Source organism: Isoptericola sp. NPDC060185 (assembly GCF_042728595.1).
Classification (GTDB): domain Bacteria; phylum Actinomycetota; class Actinomycetes; order Actinomycetales; family Cellulomonadaceae; genus Isoptericola.
On the sequence record NZ_JBHWYY010000003.1, the window covers coordinates 38,771 to 54,976 of the forward strand.

A 16,206-nucleotide genomic window follows, 5' to 3' on the forward strand; every position below is an offset into this window, starting at 1 on the left:
TTGTCGGGTGCCGTCGCGCCTCAGGCGGACGGGGATCCGCTGCCGCTCGACGGCGGCGTGGCGGGCGGGTTCTCCGGCGGCGTCGACGGGGCTGCCGGCGGCGCCGACGGGGGCGTCGTCGACGGAGGCGTCGTCGAGGTCGGCGGCGGCGTCCCGCCGGCGGGCGCCTCGGGGGCGGTGCGCGTGCTCGGTCGCTCGGGCGGCGGCGCCGGGGCCTCGGTGCGCGCAGGTCTGGTGGGCTCGGGCGTGGTGGGTTCAGGCTTGCCGGGCGCCGGCCTCGCGGGCTCGGCGGGCTCCGCGCGGTGCGCGGCGTGCGACAGGTCGCCGCCCGAGCTGAGCGCCGGCGTGTCGACCACCACCTGGGGCCCGCCGGCGAGCTTGCGCAGCGCGCTCCCCAGCAGGATGAACACGATCCCGAGGCCGATGACGAGGGCGCAGACGCCGAACGCCACCACGGACGTGAACAGCGACGCCCGCAGGAAGGACGCGTCCATCACGCTCTCGCGGACGGGGTCGTCCTGGGGCAGCTCCGCGTACGTCTTGCCGCCGGCCATCTCGGTGGCGTGCATGTCGATGACGTCGGCCTGCGCGTACGCGGTCAACGGGCCGGCGACGTGCTGCCCCGCGAACGTGCCGTTCATGAAGGTGGAGTCGTCGGACACGGTGATCTGCTCGTCGGAGAGGGTCTGGGAGACGACCACCCACACCCCCAGGCCGAGCACGATCATGACGATGCCCGCGATGACGGTGATCATCCCGATCCCGCGGACGCCCTTGGTCGGATGAACGGTGACAGTGCTCGACATGTCGCACCTCTCCTCAGGTGTGTGCCGTGATGCATGCGCTGGAGGTACCGCTTCTCGCACGGTAGCGCCCTGGCACGCCATCGGCTCGGCGAACCCGCAGGTGACCGGGCCGTGCCCGATGGCAGGATGACCCGGTGCGCATCGTCCACGTCTCCGACTCCTACCTGCCGCTGCTGGGCGGCATCGAGACCCAGGTCGCCCGGCTGGCCCGCCGGCAGGCGGAGGCGGGGCACCAGGTCGAGGTGATCACGACGACCCCCGCGGCCCCCGGCGCCCACGGCGTCAGCACCGCGCCGGACGAGGACCGCGTCGTCGTCCACCGTGTCGCGGCGCGGGTGCCCGGCGGCTACCCCGTGCACCCGCGCGCCACGCGGCACGTCGTGTCGCGGCTGCGCGCGCTGGAGGCGGACGGCCGGCGGCCCGACGCCGTGCACCTGCACATGGGCGTGCTCGCCCCGACCGTGGAGCTGTCGCTGCGCGCCGTCACCCGCCTCGGCCTGCCCGCGCTGCTCACGGTGCACAGCGTGTGGGACGGCTGGGAGCGCGCGTTCGCCGGGTTCGACAGGCTGACCGGCTGGTCCGCGTGGCCGGTGCAGTGGTCCGCGGTGAGCGAGATGACCGCCGCCCCCCTGCGCCGCGTCGTCGGGCGCAGGCTCGGCCCGGACGCCGCCGCGGCGCGCGTGTCCGTGCTGGGCAACGGCATCGACGTCGACGCGTGGCGTCTGCCCCGCGTCGAGCGCGGCGAGCGGGCGGAGGGGCGCGAGGTGCACGTCGTCTCCGCCACGCGCTTCGCGCCGCGCAAGCGGGTGCTGCCCATGCTCGAGGCGATCGCCGCGGCCCACGACCGCGCTCCCGGACGGCTCGTCGCGACGATCGGCGGGGACGGCCCCCAGCTGGCGGAGGCGCGCCGGTGGGTGCGCGAGCGCGGGCTCGCGGACGTGGTGCGCCTGGTCGGCCGGCTCACGCCCACCGAGCTCAAGCGGCTGTACATCCGCGCCGACGTGTTCGTCGCCCCGGCCGTGCAGGACGCGTTCGGCATCGCCGCCCTGGAGGCGCAGGCCGCGGGCCTGGCCGTCGTGAGCCGGTCGCAGTCGGGCGTCGCGGAGCGCCTCGTCGACGGCCGCGACGCGCTCCTCGTGGACGACGACGCGGCCCTCGCCGACGCGCTCGTGCGCCTGGCCGACGAACCCGCCCTGCTCGACGCGATCATCGCGCACAACCGCACGGCCGAGCTCGCGACGTCGTGGCCGCGCGTGCTCGCCGACGTCGACGCCGCGTACCGTAAGGCCGCCGCGCTCGCGCGCTGACCCGGCTCCGCCGTCGGCCCAGGTCACCGCACGATCGGTGCCCCGGCGTATCACCCGCGGGCGCGGACGCCTCCATCACTCGCAGACCGGCGACAGAGGGGATCGCCGGCTGACGTGAGGAGCGACGATGACCATCACGACCCGCACCCGCACCCGCCGCGCCCGGCTCGCCGCCGTGGCCGGCGGCATCGCGGCGATCGCAGCCCTGGGCCTCACCGGCCCGGCCGCCACGGCGGCGCCCGACGACGGCGCCGCGCCCGTCCAGGTCCAGAAGGTGACCGGCGACAGGCCCGTCACCGTGCAGGACGTCGCCGCCACCGCGGCATCGGGCACGCTCTACTGCGCCGTCCTCGACGGCACGTTCGGCTGCAAGCCCTACGCCTACGGCAAGGGGCTCGTCGTGGCGCGGCTCTGGGACGGGGCGGGATACACCGGCCGCCAGGTCGTGATCTTCAACCCGAAGTACAAGGTGGGCTGTACGGCCAAGACCACGGACAACGAGGGCGGCTCCGTCCTCGGCGCGATGTCGAACAGGGTGACGTCGGTCAAGACCTACAACCACTGCGACATCAAGCTGTTCGACGGGGCGTCGAAGAACGGCGCCCACACCGGCTGGGTCGACCGCAGCAGCAAGCTCGGCTCGCTCAACAACCGGGCGAGCTCGTTCGCGATCTCCTGACCCGCTCCCGCGCCGCGACGCCCGGGACGACCGCGACCCCGCTCCCCTTCCGGGGGGCGGGGCCGCGGGTCGTCACTCCCACTCGATGGTGCCCGGCGGCTTGCTCGTCACGTCGAGCACCACGCGGTTGACCTCGCTCACCTCGTTGGTGATGCGGGTCGAGATGACGGACAGCACGTCGTAGGGCAGGCGCGTCCAGTCGGCCGTCATGGCGTCCTCCGACGACACCGGGCGCAGCACGATCGGGTGGCCGTAGGTGCGGCCGTCGCCCTGCACGCCGACGGAGCGGACGTCCGCCAGCAGCACCACGGGGCACTGCCAGATCTCGTCGTCCAGGCCGGCCCTGGTGAGCTCCTCGCGGGCGATGGCGTCCGCCTTGCGCAGGGTCTCCAGGCGCTCGGCCGTGACCTCGCCGACGATGCGGATGCCCAGGCCGGGGCCCGGGAACGGCTGGCGGGAGACGATCTCCTCCGGCACGCCGAGCTCGCGGCCCACCGCGCGGACCTCGTCCTTGAACAGCGTGCGCAGCGGCTCGACCAGCTCGAACTGCAGGTCGTCCGGCAGGCCGCCCACGTTGTGGTGGCTCTTGATGTTGGCCGCGCCCTCGCCACCGCCCGACTCCACGACGTCCGGGTACAGCGTGCCCTGCACGAGGAACTTGACCTCCTCGCCGTGGGCGCCTGCCTCGGCGACGATGTCGCGCTGCGCGTCCTCGAAGACGCGGATGAACTCGCGGCCGATGATCTTGCGCTTCGTCTCGGGGTCGCTCACGCCCGCGAGGGCGGACAGGAACCGCTCCTTCTCGTCGCGGATGATGAGCTTCACGCCCGTGGACGCGACGAAGTCGCGCTCGATCTGCTCGACCTCGCCCTCGCGCAGCAGGCCGTGGTCCACGTGCACGCAGGTGAGCTGGTCGCCGACGGCGCGCTGGACCAGCGCGGCCGCGACGGCGGAGTCCACGCCGCCCGACAGGGCGCAGATGACGCGCGCGTCGCCGACCTGCGCGCGGATCGCGGCGACCTGGTCGGCGATGACGTTGCCGGGCGTCCAGTCGGGCTTCAGGCCGGCGCCCTCGTAGAGGAACTTCTCCAGCACGGCCTGGCCGTGCGCGGAGTGCTTGACCTCGGGGTGCCACTGCACGCCGTACAGGCGGCGACCGGTGTCCTCGATCGCCGCGACGGGCGAGCCGGAGGAGGTCGCGAGGACGGTGAAGCCCTCGGGCGCCGCGTGCACGGAGTCGCCGTGGCTCATCCACGTGGTCTGGTGGTCGGGCGTGCCGGCCAGCAGCACGCCGGCCTCGCAGACCTCGACCTCGGTGCCGCCGTACTCGCGCTGCCCCGTCTGGGCGACGGTGCCGCCGAGAGCCTGCGCCATCGCCTGGAAGCCGTAGCAGATGCCGAGCACCGGCACGCCGGCCTCGAACAGCGCCGGGTCCACGAACGGCGCGCCGGCGGCGTACACCGACGAGGGTCCGCCCGAGAGGATGATCGCCGCCGGGTTCTTGGCGAGCATCTGCTCCGTGGTGAACGTGTGCGGCACGATCTCGGAGTACACGCTGGCCTCGCGCACGCGGCGCGCGATGAGCTGGGCGTACTGGGCGCCGAAGTCGACGACCAGGACCGGGCGGGGGGAGTCGGTGGCGGGAGACGTCACCGAGCCATCGTAGCCGTCGGACGCACCCCCTCCCGGCCCCTCGCGCCGGTCACGCGGTGGGGTAGGTCACCTCGACCCGGCGGTTCAGCGCGCGGCCGGCGGGGTTGTCGTCACCGCTCACCTCGTTGTCCGCGACCGGGTCCGCCTCGCCGTGGCCCTGCACCTTCAGCGTGAGGTCCGGACGCTCCGCCGCGAGCACGTCGGCGACGGCGTGCGCGCGCTTCGTCGACAGGCGCCGGTTGAACGCGTCCGAGCCCACGGAGTCCGTGTAGCCGTCCACGTGCACCGCCGCGTCCTGCGGGACGTCGTCGGCCAGCGCCGCGACGGCGGCCTCCGCCTCCGGCGTCAGCGTCGCCTTGCCGAAGTCGAACAGCAGGTCGGAGGTCAGCGTGACGACCGTGTCGTCCGCCTTCTCCTGCGTCTTCTCCAGCACGGTCGTGGAGTCGTCGGGCCGGAGGTCGAACGTCGAGTCCGGCGCTCGCAGGTCGAGCGTCGAGTCCGCGCGCATCGCGTCGGTGACCTCGGCAGCCTCGATCGCCGCGTCCTGCTCCGCGAGCGCCTCGTGCGCCGTCGTCATCAGCTCCGGGTCCGCCGACGGCGTGCCGGACGACGACGCCGACGACGATGGGCTCGCCTCCTCGGCGTCGGCCGATGGCGCGAAAGCCGTCACGAGCAGCGCCGCGAGCGCCGCGGCGGCGAGCGTCCGCGGACGGCGGGGTGTCACTGCGCGGCCCCGTCGCCGTAGGTGACCGTCGCGTCCGTGAACAGCGGCAGCCCCTCCGCGGGCAGCACGTCCACGGTCGCGGGCTCGCCGTCGGGAGCAGGCAGCACGGCGGACGCCTCGATCGTGCCGTGGTTGGGGAACTTGAACGTGATGTTCTCGAGCGGCGAGACCAGCATCGACTCCCTGCACCTGAGCTGGGCCAGCGACACCTGCGACGCGTCGTCGCTGTCCAGCTGCCAGGCCCCCTCGGTGCAGTAGGGCTTGTAGGCCTTGAGCGCCGCGCGGTCCGTCACGGTCGTCGCGGGCACGACGCCCATGTCGTAGTAGCTGGCGCCGGCGTCGGCGGGCGACTCGTCGTCGTCCCAGCGCAGCGCCCATCGCACGGTCATGTTCTCGGCGCCGACCTCCACGGAGCGGAGCGTCACCGTGAGCTCTCCGCCGTGGGCGTCACCGCCCCCGTGCGGCGTGGCGATCTTCTGCTCCGCCATCACCTGGTCGGCGACGGTGGCGGTGCCCGGGTCGGCGGCGGCCTGCTCCGCGGGGGCGGCCTCGCCCTTCGTACCGGCCCCGTCGTCGCCGGAGCTGCCGGTGCAGCCGGCGAGCAGGAGCGTGCCGGCGAGGGCGAGGGTCGCGGTGGTGCGGGCGCGTGCGGTCCGTGCGGACATGCGTCCTCCAGGGTCGGGGCGCACGGCCGGTCCCGGCCGTGGTGGGGGGCAGGTGCCCACTGTGGCACGCGTCGGCGGGGCCCGCCCGAGGCATCCATGGGGAGAACTCCCCAGGTCACAGACCTCGGGCGCCCGTGTCAGCCCAGCCGCTCGCGCAGCTCGCGGGCGGCCCGCTCGGGGTCGGGCGCCTGGGTGATCGCGCGCACGACGACGACGCGCGACGCGCCGGCGTCGAGCACGGCGTCCAGCCGCTCGGCGTCGACCCCGCCGATGGCGAACCACGGCGTCGCCGGGCGGGTCGCCGCGACCTCGCGCAGCAGGTCGAGGCCGACGGCCGCACGACCGGGCTTGGTGGGCGTGGCCCACAGCGGGCCCACGCAGAAGTAGTCGACGTCCGGGTCGGCCTCGGCCTCCGCGGCCTGGTCGGCGGAGTGCGTGGAACGGCCCAGGACCGGCTCCGCGCCGAGCAGCTCGCGCACGGCCGGCACGGGCAGGTCCCGCTGCCCCATGTGCACGACGGGAGCGCCGGTGAGCTGCGCGACGTCGGCCCGGTCGTTCACCGCCCAGAGCGCGCCGTGCTCCGCGGCGACGCGGGCCACGACCGCCTGGATCTCCAGCTCGCGCGCCACGTCGAGGGACTTGTCGCGCAGCTGCACGACGTCGACCCCGCCCGCGAGCGCCGCGTGCAGGAAGTCCTCCAGGTCGCCGCGGTCCTCGCGGGCGTCGGTGCACAGGTACAGGCGGGCGTCGGCGAGGCGGGCACGGGTCGTGGTCACGCCAGTCAGGGTAACCACGGCCCGGGTTACAGTGGCCGCGCACGGGAGCCCCGCTCGGGGCTGAGAGGGCGCAGGAGCCGACCGTCGAACCTGATCTGGGTCATGCCAGCGAAGGGAGCGCACATGCTTACGTCCACACCCACGTCCGCACCTGAGTCCGCCCGCGACGTCGTCGACCTCGTCGTGGTCGGAGGTGGCATCGTCGGCCTCGCCGTCGCGTGGCGCGCCGCCACGGCCGGGCTGTCCGTCACGGTCCTCGACCCGTCCCCCGGCGACGGCGCCACCCGCGCGGCCGCGGGGATGCTCGCGGCGGTCAGCGAGGCCGACTTCGGCGAGCGGGACCTCGCCCGCCTCAACCTCGCGTCCGCCGCCCGCTGGCCGTCGTACGCCGCCGACCTCGCCGCCGCGACCGGCCGCGACGTCCCCCTGCTGCGCGCCGGCTCGCTCGCCGTCGCGTACGACGCCGACGACGCCGCCCTGCTGCGCCGCGTGCTGGCGCTGCACCGGGAGTGGGGGCTCGCGTCCGCGGAGGTCCCGGTGGCCGACGCGCGGCGCCGGGAGCCGTACCTCGGGCCGCGGCTGGCCGGGGCCGCCGTCGTCGAGGGCGACCTCGCCGTCGACCCGCGCGGGGTGCACGCGGCGCTCGTCGACGTGCTGGGCGGCGCGGTCGTGCGGCGTGCGGCGGTGCGGCTGGAGCGCGACGGCGCGGGCCGGGTGGTCGCGGCGCACGACGACGCCGGCGCGCGCCACGCCGCGGGCGCCGTCGTGCTCGCGACCGGCGTCGTACCGCCGGTGGGGCTGCTCGACGGGGTGCCGGAGGCCAGGGTGCCGGTGCGGCCCGTCAAGGGGATCACCCTGCGGCTGGACGCCGGCCCCGAGCTCGCGCTGGAGCACGTGGTGCGCGGCACCGTGCAGGGGCGGCCGGTGTATCTCGTGCCGCGGGCGCCGGGCACCCGGTCGGGACCCGGCGGCGGGCCGGGGCACCGGGAGATCGTCGTGGGGGCCACCAGCGACGAGCGCCCGGACGACCGTCGGGCCGAGGCCGGGGGCGTGTTCGCCCTCCTGCGCGACGCGCGCGCCCTCGTGCCCGGCATCGACGAGGCGGCGCTCGTCGACGTCACGCCGCGCGCCCGCCCCGCCACCCCCGACAACCTGCCGCTCGTCGGGAGCACCGCCGCGCCCGGGCTGCTGGCCGCCGTCGGGCACGGGCGCAACGGCGTGCTGCTCGCGCCGCTCACGGCCGACGCGGTCGTGGCAGAGCTGACCGGCGGGGCGCCGCCCGACGACTCGCTCGCCGCGGCCGATCCGCGGCGCTTCGCGCCTGCCGCCCGCCCCGACCCTGAAGGAGCACACCCATGAGCCCGAGCACGAGCACCGCCACCGCCGTCGTGAACGGCGAGCCCTACCCCCTCGACGGGCCGCACGGCGACGGCGTCGAGGCGCTCGTCGCAGCCCTCGTCCCGGCGTTCGTCGCCGACGGTACGGCGCAGGGCATCGCCGTCGCCGTCAACGACGCCGTCGTCCCCCGCGGCCTGTGGGCGGGCACCCGCATCGCGCCCGGCGACCGGGTCGAGATCGTCACCGCCGTCCAGGGCGGCTGACCACGAAGCACGGAGGAACCATGACCAGCACCACGACCCTCACCGACCCGTCGGCCGACCCGCTCGCCGACCCGTTCGAGATCGCCGGCACCACGATCGGCTCGCGCCTCGTCATGGGCACGGGCGGCGCGTCGAACCTCATGACGCTCGAGGACGCGCTGGTCGCGTCGGGCACCGGCCTCACCACCGTGGCGATGCGCCGCGTCGCCGTGCGGCCCGGCGGGGCGGGCGCCGAGGACGGCGGCATCTGGGGACTCCTGGAGCGGCTCGGCATCCGCGCCCTGCCCAACACGGCCGGCTGCTTCTCCGCCCGGGAGGCCGTGCTCACCGCGCAGCTCGCCCGTGAGGCGTGCGGCACCGACTGGGTCAAGCTCGAGGTGATCGCCGACGACGTCACCCTGCTGCCCGACCCGATCGGCCTCGTCGAGGCGGCCGACGCGCTGGTGCGCGACGGGTTCGTCGTGCTGCCGTACACCAACGACGACCCGATCCTGGCGCGGCGGCTGGAGGACGTCGGGTGCGCCGCCGTCATGCCGCTCGGCGCGCCCATCGGCACCGGCCTGGGCGTGCTCAACCCGCGCAACATCGAGGCGATCGCGGCCGCCGCGCGGGTGCCGGTCATCCTCGACGCCGGGGTCGGCACGGCGTCCGACGCCGCGCTGGCGATGGAGCTCGGCTGCGCCGGTGTCCTCCTCGCCACGGCCGTCACGCGGGCCGCCGACCCGGTCCGCATGGCGCACGCCATGCGCCTCGCCGTGCAGGCCGGCCGGCTGGCCGCCGGCGCGGGGCGCATCCCGCGCCGCGAGGGCGCCCTGGCCAGCTCCTCCCCCGACGGGCGCCTCGACCTCGCCCTCTGACGGGGGCACCCGCCCGCTGAGGTAGTCCCAGATCTGCCGAGGTAGTTCCGTTCTTGCCGAGGTAGTGGACCAGACCACTACCTCGGCGGGAACGGGACTCGCGGGGTTTCGGACTACCTCGGCGTCAGACGGCGAGGAGGAGCGCCGGGGCGCCGCCCTCGACGGAGCGGGCGTCGACGCCGGCGGCGCGGGCGACGTCGGCCACGCGGGCCGAGCGCGCGCCGGCCGCGCAGACCAGCAGCACGGGGCGGTCGGCGGGCAGCGCTGCGACCGCCGCCGCGGCGTCGTCCCCTCCGCCCAGGAACGTGCCGCTCGGCGCCACGGTCGCGCCCGCGACCGGCAGCGCCTGGACCTCCCAGTCCTCGCGCACGTCCACGAGCGCGACGGGCGCGTCGCCCGCGAGCAGCGCGGCGGCGTCCTGCGCGCTCACGCTGGCGGGGCCCAGCCCCGCGACCGTGGCGCGGGCGTCGGCCGACCCGCCCGACGGCGCGGGCAGGCCGCAGAACGCGGCGTACGCGGCGTCGTCGGCGAGCAGGGCCGCGACGGGCTCGCGGGTCGGGTCCGGGCGGACGGCGAGCTGGCGCCACGTGAGGTCGAGGGCGTCGTAGACGGCGATGCGGCCGAGCAGCGTGGTGCCCGCGCCGGTGATCAGCTTGACGGCCTCGGTGGCCATGACCGAACCGACGGTGCCGCACAGCGCGCCCAGCACGCCGCCCGTCGCGCAGTCCGGCACGGTGCCGGGCGGCGGGGGGACGGGGAAGACGTCGCGGTAGGTGGCGCCGCGCTCGCGGGTACCGTCCTCGCGCACCGGCGCGCCCCAGAACACGGCCACCTGGCCGTCGAACTGGTGGATCGCGCCCCACACGACCGGCACGCCGAGGATCTCCGCGGCGTCGGACACGAGGTAGCGCGTCGGGAAGTTGTCGGCCCCGTCGAGCACGAGGTCGTACCCGCGCAGGATGTCGAGCACGTTCTCGGGGGTCAGCCGCTCCGCGTGGGCCACGACCTCGACGTCGGGCGCCAGGTCCGCGAGGCGGTCCCGGACCGAGTCCACCTTGGGCCGGCCGACGTAGGCGGTGCCGTGCACCACCTGGCGCTGCAGGTTCGAGACGTCCACGACGTCGTCGTCGACGACGCCGAGCGTGCCCACGCCCGCGGCCGCGAGGTACTGCAGGGCCGGGCTGCCCAGGCCGCCCGCCCCCACGACCAGCACGCGCGCCGCGGCGAGCCGACGCTGCCCCTGGGCGCCGACGCCCGGCAGCGGCAGGTGCCGGGCGTACCGGGCGAGGCGTCCGGCGTCGAGCGGCGGGCCCGGCGCGACGAGCGGGGCGAGCGACGTCATGCCGAGTACCGCTCCGCGAGGGCGCCGAGCTTCGCGTCGGCCCCCGCGTGCACGCGCTTCTCGAGGATGAACGACATCACCGGCACGACGCCGGCGAAGACCATCGTGGCCAGGCGGCCGAAGCCCCAGCGCATCTTGGACCACAGGTCCAGGACGGTCACGAGGTAGACCACGTAGATCCAGCCGTGGGCGAACGGGACCCAGCCCATGTAGTCGACGACGACCTCGACCGGGACCACGTACTTGAAGAACATCTCGACGCACAGCACCAGCAGCATGCAGCCGGTGAGGATCGCCATGAACCGGTAGCGCTTCAGCGACCCACGGGCCTTGCGGATGGCGGTCTCGGCCTGGGCCTGGGTGGCGGCGGGGGTCTGCTGCGGCGTGCTCACCCCAGCATCGTAGGCGCGATAAACCGTCGCCCGGTGTCGGTACGCGTCCGTACGCTTGATCCCCGTGCGACCCCTCCCCCTGCCCGACGTGGGCAACCCTCCTCTGACCTCCCCGGCCAAGCTCCTCGCGTGGCAGGGGTGGCGCCAGCGCGACGTGCTGGCGAAGTCCCTGGTGGCGGGCGTGGTGGCGATGCTCGCGTCGGCCGCGGCCCCGCTGCTGATCGGCCGCGCCATCGACGAGGGCCTGTCGCAGGGCTTCGGCGGCCCGCTGTTCCTGTGGTGCGGCGCGATGCTCGGCGCCGCGCTCGTCATCGTCGTCGCCGGCATCTTCAACCACATCTGGGACGTCGAGAACTGGGTCCGGGCGTCGCTGTCGTTCTCCCAGCTCGTCGGCTACAAGGCGTCGCGCGCGGGGCACGCGATCACGCGCAAGCTGCCCACCGGCGAGGTCGTGTCCGCCGTCGCGAACGACGCGCTGCGCGTCGGCGACATGTTCTCCATGGCCGGCCGGTTCACCGGCGGCGTGCTGGCGTACGTCGTGGTCGTCGCGATCATGCTGTCCCAGCACGTGCAGCTCGGACTGGTCCTGGCGCTCGGCATCCCCGCGGTCGCCGTCGTGCTCGGCCTGCTGGTCAAGCCGCTGCAGTCCCGCCAGACCACGCAGCGCGAGGCCACCGGCCGGCTCACCTCGCTCGGCGCGGACACCGTCTCCGGGCTGCGCATCCTGCGCGGCATCGGCGGCGAGGACGAGTTCGCCGCCCGCTACGCGCGCCAGTCGCAGGAGGTGCGCCACCAGGGCGTGCGCGTCGCCGTGCTGCAGTCGGTGCTCGACGGCCTGCAGGTGCTGCTGCCCGGGCTGCTCGCCGCGCTCGTGCTGTGGCTGGGCGCCCGTGCCGCCGTCCGCGGCGAGATCACCAGCGGTCAGCTCGTGACGTTCTACGGCTACGCCGCGTTCCTCGCCTGGCCGGTGCAGATGGCCACGCAGATGCTGCAGATGGTCATCCGCGCCGTGATCTCGTCACGCAAGATCCTCGACGTGCTGCGCGTCGCCGAGGCGACGCCGTCCTCGGAGACCCCCGCCGACGCGCCCGGCGCCGGCGCCGACCTGGTCGACGAGACCAGCGGCCTGGTGCTGCGCGACGGCCGCGTGGTCGGCCTCGTCAGCGCCGACCCGGACGCCTCGGCGCGCATCGCGACGCGGCTGGGGCGGCTCGACGACGAGGCCGAGGCCGGCACGCCGGTCCGCCTCGGCGGGGTGCTGCTGGCCGACCTCGACAAGGATGCGCTGCGCCACCGCGTCGTGGTCTCCGAGGCGACGCCGCACCTGTTCTCGGGCGTGCTCGGCGAGGCGCTCGACGCCCGCGGCCGCGCCACCGAGGCCGACCTGCTGGCCGCGATGGTCACCGCCGACGCGCACGACGTGCTCGACAGCGTGCCCGGCGGGCTCGCCGGCGAGCTGCCGGAGAAGGGCCGGTCCCTGTCGGGCGGGCAGCGGCAGCGCGTCGCGCTGGCGCGCGCCCTGCTCACCGAGCCGGAGATCCTCGTGCTCGTGGAGCCCACCAGCGCGGTGGACGCCCACACCGAGGCGCGGATCGCCGAGCGCGTGAGCGAGGTCCGCCGCGGCCGCACCACCCTGGTGGTCACCGCGAGCCCGCTCGTGCTCGACCACGTCGACGAGGTCGTCCTGCTGGACGCCGACGCGACCGTGGCCGCCAGCGGCACGCACGCCGAGCTGCTCGCGCGCCGGGACGAGCACGGTGCGGCGTACCGCGCCGTCGTCGGCCGGAGCATGGCCGAGGACGAGGCCGAGGACGAGGCCGAGAACGAGTCCGACGAGATCAGCGACACCGACCTGGAAGGAGCCGCGCGATGAGCGCCCCCGCCGCCGCACCCCCGTCGTCCGGCACCCCCAACCCGAACCTGCTGCCGATCGCCGACCAGGCCGAGGTCAACCGCACCGTCGGCCGCCTGTTCCGGCGCCACCGCGGCCAGCTCGGCGGTGTCGCGGTGCTGCACACGCTCGCCGCGCTCGCCGGCCTCGCGGGCCCGTTCCTGCTGGGCCGGATCATCGACAAGGTCGCCGCCGGCACCACCCTGTCGGCCGTCGACTCCCTGGCGATGATCCTCGTGGGCGCCGTCGTCGCGCAGGCCGTCATCACGCGGTACGCGCAGCGGCTGTCCATGGTGTTCGGGGAGCGGGTCTTCGCGGACCTGCGCGAGGAGTTCATGGACGCCGTGACGCGGCTGCCGCTGTCCACGGTCGAGAAGGCCGGCACCGGCGACCTCGTCGCGCGCACCACCAACGACGTGAACAAGCTGCAGCACGCCGTCCGGTTCGGCGTGCCCCGCGTGCTCGTCTGCATCGTGACGATCGCGCTGACCCTCGTCGCGTCGTTCCTCGCCAGCCCGCTGGTCGCGATCGGCCTGCTGACGGGCGTGCCGCTGATCGTCGTGGCCACCCGCTGGTACCTCAAGCGGGCCACGCCGGGCTACCTGCGGGAGTCGGCCGCGTACGCCACCATCAACGGCTCCATCACGGAGGCCGTGGAGGGCGCCCGCACCACCGACGCGCTGCACCTCGGCGGGCGGGTGCGCCGGCGGATTGACCGCGACCTGCGCGAGGCGTTCGACGCCGAGTCGTACACCCTGGGCCTGCGGCTGCGGCTCATCCCGTCGCTGGACGCCGCGGTCGCGATCGCGCCGATCGTCGTCATCCTGTGGGGCGGCTGGCTCGTCTCGCAGGACGTCACCACGGTGGGCACCGTCGCCACGATCGCGATGTACGGCCACCAGATGGGCGGCCCGGTGTTCGACCTCGTGTTCTGGCTCGACGAGCTGCAGGTCGCGGCCGTCGCGCTGGCGCGCGTCGTCGGCGTCGGCCTCGTCGGCCCGGACCGCACCGCCGGCACCGCCGTCCCGACGTCGGAGGACGTGCGCGCCCGGTCGGTGCGGTACGCGTACCGCGAGGGTCACGACGTGCTGCACGGCATCGACCTCGACCTCGCTCCCGGCGAGCGGCTGGCCGTCGTCGGGCCGTCCGGTGCGGGCAAGTCGACCCTGGGCCGCATGCTCGCGGGCATCCACCCGCCCACGGGCGGGTCGGTCACCGTGGGCGAGGTGCCGCTCGTCGAGCTGCCGCTGGAGGACCTGCGCCACCACGTCGCGCTGGTGACGCAGGAGCACCACGTGTTCGTCGGGTCGCTGGCGGAGAACCTGCGCCTCGCGGACACGTCGGCCACCGACGACGCCCTCTGGGGCGCGCTGGGCGCCGTCGACGCGGCGAGCTGGGCGTCCGCGCTGCCCGAGGGGCTCGAGACGGCCGTCGGGTCGGGCGGGCACACCCTCACCCCGGCGCAGGCGCAGCAGGTCGCGCTCGCGCGGCTGGTGCTGCTCGACCCGCACACGCTCGTCCTCGACGAGGCGACGTCGCTGCTCGACCCGCGCGCCGCCCGCCACCTCGAGCGGTCGCTCAACGCCGTGCTCACCGGCCGCACCGTGGTCGCCATCGCACACCGCCTGCACACGGCGCACGACGCGGACCGCGTCGCCGTCGTCGACGGCGGCCGCATCACCGAGATCGGCCCGCACGACGACCTCGTCGCCGCCGGCGGCGACTACGCCAAGCTCTGGCACAGCTGGCAGCACGAGTGACCGCGAGGTAGTCCGGATCTCGCCGAAGTAGTGGACCAGACCACTACCTCGGCGGGTTCGGAACTACCTCGGCGCGACGGGCTGACGGATCACGGTGCACAGACGCTCGGGGGCGGTGCGACGCAGGTCGGACAGGTAGATCTCGTGGTGCACGCCGCGCAGCGCCCGTCCCTCGGCGGCGACGAACGCGTGCAGCCGCTCGACGGTCTCCGGCTCGGTGGCGAACGGGCCGCGGTGCAGCACCTGCGCGGCCGCGCCCTCGTCGTAGACCTCCAGGCGGACGCGGTCGCCGGCGGGCGGCCGCTTCGCGGCGACGGCGCGGGCCAGCACGTCGGCGGCGTCGACCTGCTCGACGGCGTCCGGCAGGCCGATCATCAGCGTCCAGCGCCACTCGTCCTTGGCGTCCACGCTGAACCGGCTCATGTCCTCGGCCCACCACAGGCCCTCGAGCGGCAGGACCGTGTACGCGTCGCCCGTCGCCTCCTTGATCGCCGCCCGCAGCGCGTACGCGAGCGGGTACAGCGTCGCGACCGCCTCGCGGTACGCGGGGGCCGTGTTCGGGTCGCCCTCGCCGTCGATCATGAGGAACGAGCGGGCGGGCAGCGTCACGAGCGCCGGCGCCGTCGCCGCGCGGTAGTGGAGCCCCGGGTCTCGCTTGAGGTCGATGCTCGCCATGCGTCGATGATGGCGGAGCGGTCTCAGCCCGGCAGGCCGGCGATGCCGGTGCCCACGGGGTCGTCGGTGTCGTCGTGGCCGCGGCCGCGCTTCGTGCCGGCGGCCTCGTCGCGCACCAGGCGCACCCACAACAGCACGGCGAAGAGGCCGAAGACCCACCACTGCAGCGCGTAGAACAGGTTCTGCAGGTTGACGCCGTCGCTGCCCTCGAGCACCGGGCGCGGCAGCAGCGCGGGCCCACCTTCTGCGGCGGTCGCCTGCGCGGGGTCCGACGTCGTGAGCACGACGTACCCGGAGTAGATCGGGCCGCCCCACGTGTTGACCAGCGACCCGGTGGAGATGGAGTCGACGAGGGGCGGCCCGTCCGGGTTGTCGGGCAGCGGCGCGCCGCCCTCCTGGAGCGACTCCGACGCCTGCAGCCACCCGGTGACGCGCACCTCGCCGTCGGGCACCTCGAGCGCGGCCGCGTCGGGGTTAGGCGAGTCCACCCAGCCGCGGACGACGGGCAGCACGGGCGGGCCGGACAGGTCCGCCCACGACGCGCCGCCCGTGCCGTCGTCGGTGACGCGCAGCGGCGTGAGGACGAGGTAGCCGGTGCGGCCGTCGAGCGCGCGCCCGGCGACGAGCACCTGGTCCTCGGGCTCGTACGTGCCGGTGACCCACGCCTCGGTGCCGACCAGCTCGCCGGGGAACGACGTCTGCGGCTCCAGGAGGTCGCCGAGCGCCTCCGGGCCGTGGGCCGCCTGCTCCGCGGCCTCCTGCTGGGCGGCGACCGCGGCGCGCTGGTAGGCGCGGTCGAGCTGCCACACCCCGAGGCGGCCGCAGACGGCGGCCGCGAGCAGGAAGAGGAGCAGGATCCCGATCATGCGGGGCTGGAGGGCCACCGCCCAGAACGACCTGCGGGCGGGCTGGGGGCTGGGCACGGCACCACCGTAATCGGCGCGGGGCGCAGCACAGGAATCGGTCCTGCGACGGCACCTGACGCGCCGGCAGATCGACGTCACGCCGCTGACCTCGCGGGTCGTGCTGCGCGGGCCTCCCCGGTGCGGTGGAATGAAGGCGCCGGTCTTCCCCCGAG

Annotated in this window: 16 protein-coding genes and 1 riboswitch; of the genes, 7 read left to right on the plus strand and 9 right to left on the minus strand. The window is 75.3% G+C overall.

Translation table 11 applies throughout. The annotated features are described in order from the left end of the window. Positions 1-20: 20 nt before the first annotated feature. Positions 21-806, minus strand: a complete 786-nt coding sequence (locus tag ACFWDO_RS01750; protein WP_380317534.1) for a hypothetical protein — start codon at positions 804-806, stop codon at positions 21-23. 134 nt (positions 807-940) lie between these two features. Between ACFWDO_RS01750 and ACFWDO_RS01755 the strand changes: the two genes are divergently transcribed. Continuing rightward, the gene (locus ACFWDO_RS01755) at positions 941-2,113 is read left to right on the plus strand and encodes a glycosyltransferase family 4 protein (RefSeq protein ID WP_380317537.1); all 1,173 of its coding nucleotides are present in this window, start codon (positions 941-943) and stop codon (positions 2,111-2,113) included. Between the two features lie 127 nt (positions 2,114-2,240). Then, positions 2,241-2,792, plus strand: coding sequence for a hypothetical protein (locus tag ACFWDO_RS01760; RefSeq protein ID WP_380317540.1), 552 nt, complete (start codon positions 2,241-2,243; stop codon positions 2,790-2,792). 72 nt (positions 2,793-2,864) lie between these two features. Here the strand turns inward: ACFWDO_RS01760 and guaA are convergent, their stop codons facing one another. The 4 genes from guaA to thiE all read right to left on the minus strand — a co-directional run bounded on the left by guaA (position 2,865) and on the right by thiE (position 6,619). After that, positions 2,865-4,445 carry a glutamine-hydrolyzing GMP synthase gene (gene guaA / locus ACFWDO_RS01765; protein WP_380317543.1) on the minus strand — a complete coding sequence of 527 codons (1,581 nt, stop codon included), beginning with the start codon at positions 4,443-4,445 and terminating at the stop codon, positions 2,865-2,867. A 49-nt stretch (positions 4,446-4,494) separates the two neighbouring features. Then, positions 4,495-5,169: an OmpA family protein gene (locus ACFWDO_RS01770; protein ID WP_380317546.1), complete on the minus strand. Its 675-nt coding sequence runs from the start codon at positions 5,167-5,169 to the stop codon at positions 4,495-4,497. Then, on the minus strand, positions 5,166-5,834 hold the full coding sequence (locus ACFWDO_RS01775) for a hypothetical protein (RefSeq protein ID WP_380317549.1): 669 nt from the start codon (positions 5,832-5,834) through the stop codon (positions 5,166-5,168). The genes ACFWDO_RS01770 and ACFWDO_RS01775 overlap by 4 nt, the downstream gene beginning before the upstream one ends. 137 nt (positions 5,835-5,971) lie before the next feature. Continuing rightward, positions 5,972-6,619: a thiamine phosphate synthase gene (gene thiE, locus ACFWDO_RS01780; RefSeq protein WP_380317626.1), complete on the minus strand. Its 648-nt coding sequence runs from the start codon at positions 6,617-6,619 to the stop codon at positions 5,972-5,974. A 22-nt stretch (positions 6,620-6,641) separates the two neighbouring features. Then, positions 6,642-6,744: riboswitch (TPP riboswitch) on the plus strand. On the opposite strand from thiE, the gene thiO reads away from it, so the two are divergent. From thiO to ACFWDO_RS01795, 3 genes are all read left to right on the plus strand, one after another. Continuing rightward, positions 6,734-7,969, plus strand: a complete 1,236-nt coding sequence (gene thiO, locus ACFWDO_RS01785) for a glycine oxidase ThiO (RefSeq protein WP_380317551.1) — start codon at positions 6,734-6,736, stop codon at positions 7,967-7,969. It overlaps the preceding riboswitch by 11 nt. Next, a complete protein-coding gene (gene thiS / locus ACFWDO_RS01790; RefSeq protein ID WP_380317554.1) occupies positions 7,966-8,211 on the plus strand; it encodes a sulfur carrier protein ThiS in 246 nt (81 codons plus the stop codon). The genes thiO and thiS overlap by 4 nt, the downstream gene beginning before the upstream one ends. Before the next feature lie 20 nt (positions 8,212-8,231). Beyond that, positions 8,232-9,068 carry a thiazole synthase gene (locus ACFWDO_RS01795; RefSeq protein WP_380317557.1) on the plus strand — a complete coding sequence of 279 codons (837 nt, stop codon included), beginning with the start codon at positions 8,232-8,234 and terminating at the stop codon, positions 9,066-9,068. A gap of 124 nt (positions 9,069-9,192) precedes the next feature. Here the strand turns inward: ACFWDO_RS01795 and ACFWDO_RS01800 are convergent, their stop codons facing one another. Continuing rightward, positions 9,193-10,410: a ThiF family adenylyltransferase gene (locus ACFWDO_RS01800; protein WP_380317560.1), complete on the minus strand. Its 1,218-nt coding sequence runs from the start codon at positions 10,408-10,410 to the stop codon at positions 9,193-9,195. After that, positions 10,407-10,802 carry a DUF3817 domain-containing protein gene (locus ACFWDO_RS01805; RefSeq protein WP_380317563.1) on the minus strand — a complete coding sequence of 132 codons (396 nt, stop codon included), beginning with the start codon at positions 10,800-10,802 and terminating at the stop codon, positions 10,407-10,409. The genes ACFWDO_RS01800 and ACFWDO_RS01805 overlap by 4 nt, the downstream gene beginning before the upstream one ends. A gap of 58 nt (positions 10,803-10,860) precedes the next feature. On the opposite strand from ACFWDO_RS01805, the gene ACFWDO_RS01810 reads away from it, so the two are divergent. Continuing rightward, positions 10,861-12,675: an ABC transporter ATP-binding protein gene (locus tag ACFWDO_RS01810; RefSeq protein ID WP_380317629.1), complete on the plus strand. Its 1,815-nt coding sequence runs from the start codon at positions 10,861-10,863 to the stop codon at positions 12,673-12,675. After that, positions 12,672-14,453, plus strand: a complete 1,782-nt coding sequence (locus tag ACFWDO_RS01815) for an ABC transporter ATP-binding protein (RefSeq protein ID WP_380317566.1) — start codon at positions 12,672-12,674, stop codon at positions 14,451-14,453. The genes ACFWDO_RS01810 and ACFWDO_RS01815 overlap by 4 nt, the downstream gene beginning before the upstream one ends. Before the next feature lie 63 nt (positions 14,454-14,516). On the opposite strand, the gene ACFWDO_RS01820 is transcribed toward ACFWDO_RS01815, so the two are convergent. Further along, complete coding sequence (locus ACFWDO_RS01820; protein WP_380317569.1) at positions 14,517-15,128, minus strand: GyrI-like domain-containing protein; 612 nt, start codon at positions 15,126-15,128, stop codon at positions 14,517-14,519. A 23-nt stretch (positions 15,129-15,151) separates the two neighbouring features. Then, positions 15,152-16,051 carry an SURF1 family protein gene (locus ACFWDO_RS01825; RefSeq protein ID WP_380317572.1) on the minus strand — a complete coding sequence of 300 codons (900 nt, stop codon included), beginning with the start codon at positions 16,049-16,051 and terminating at the stop codon, positions 15,152-15,154. Positions 16,052-16,206 lie beyond the last annotated feature (155 nt).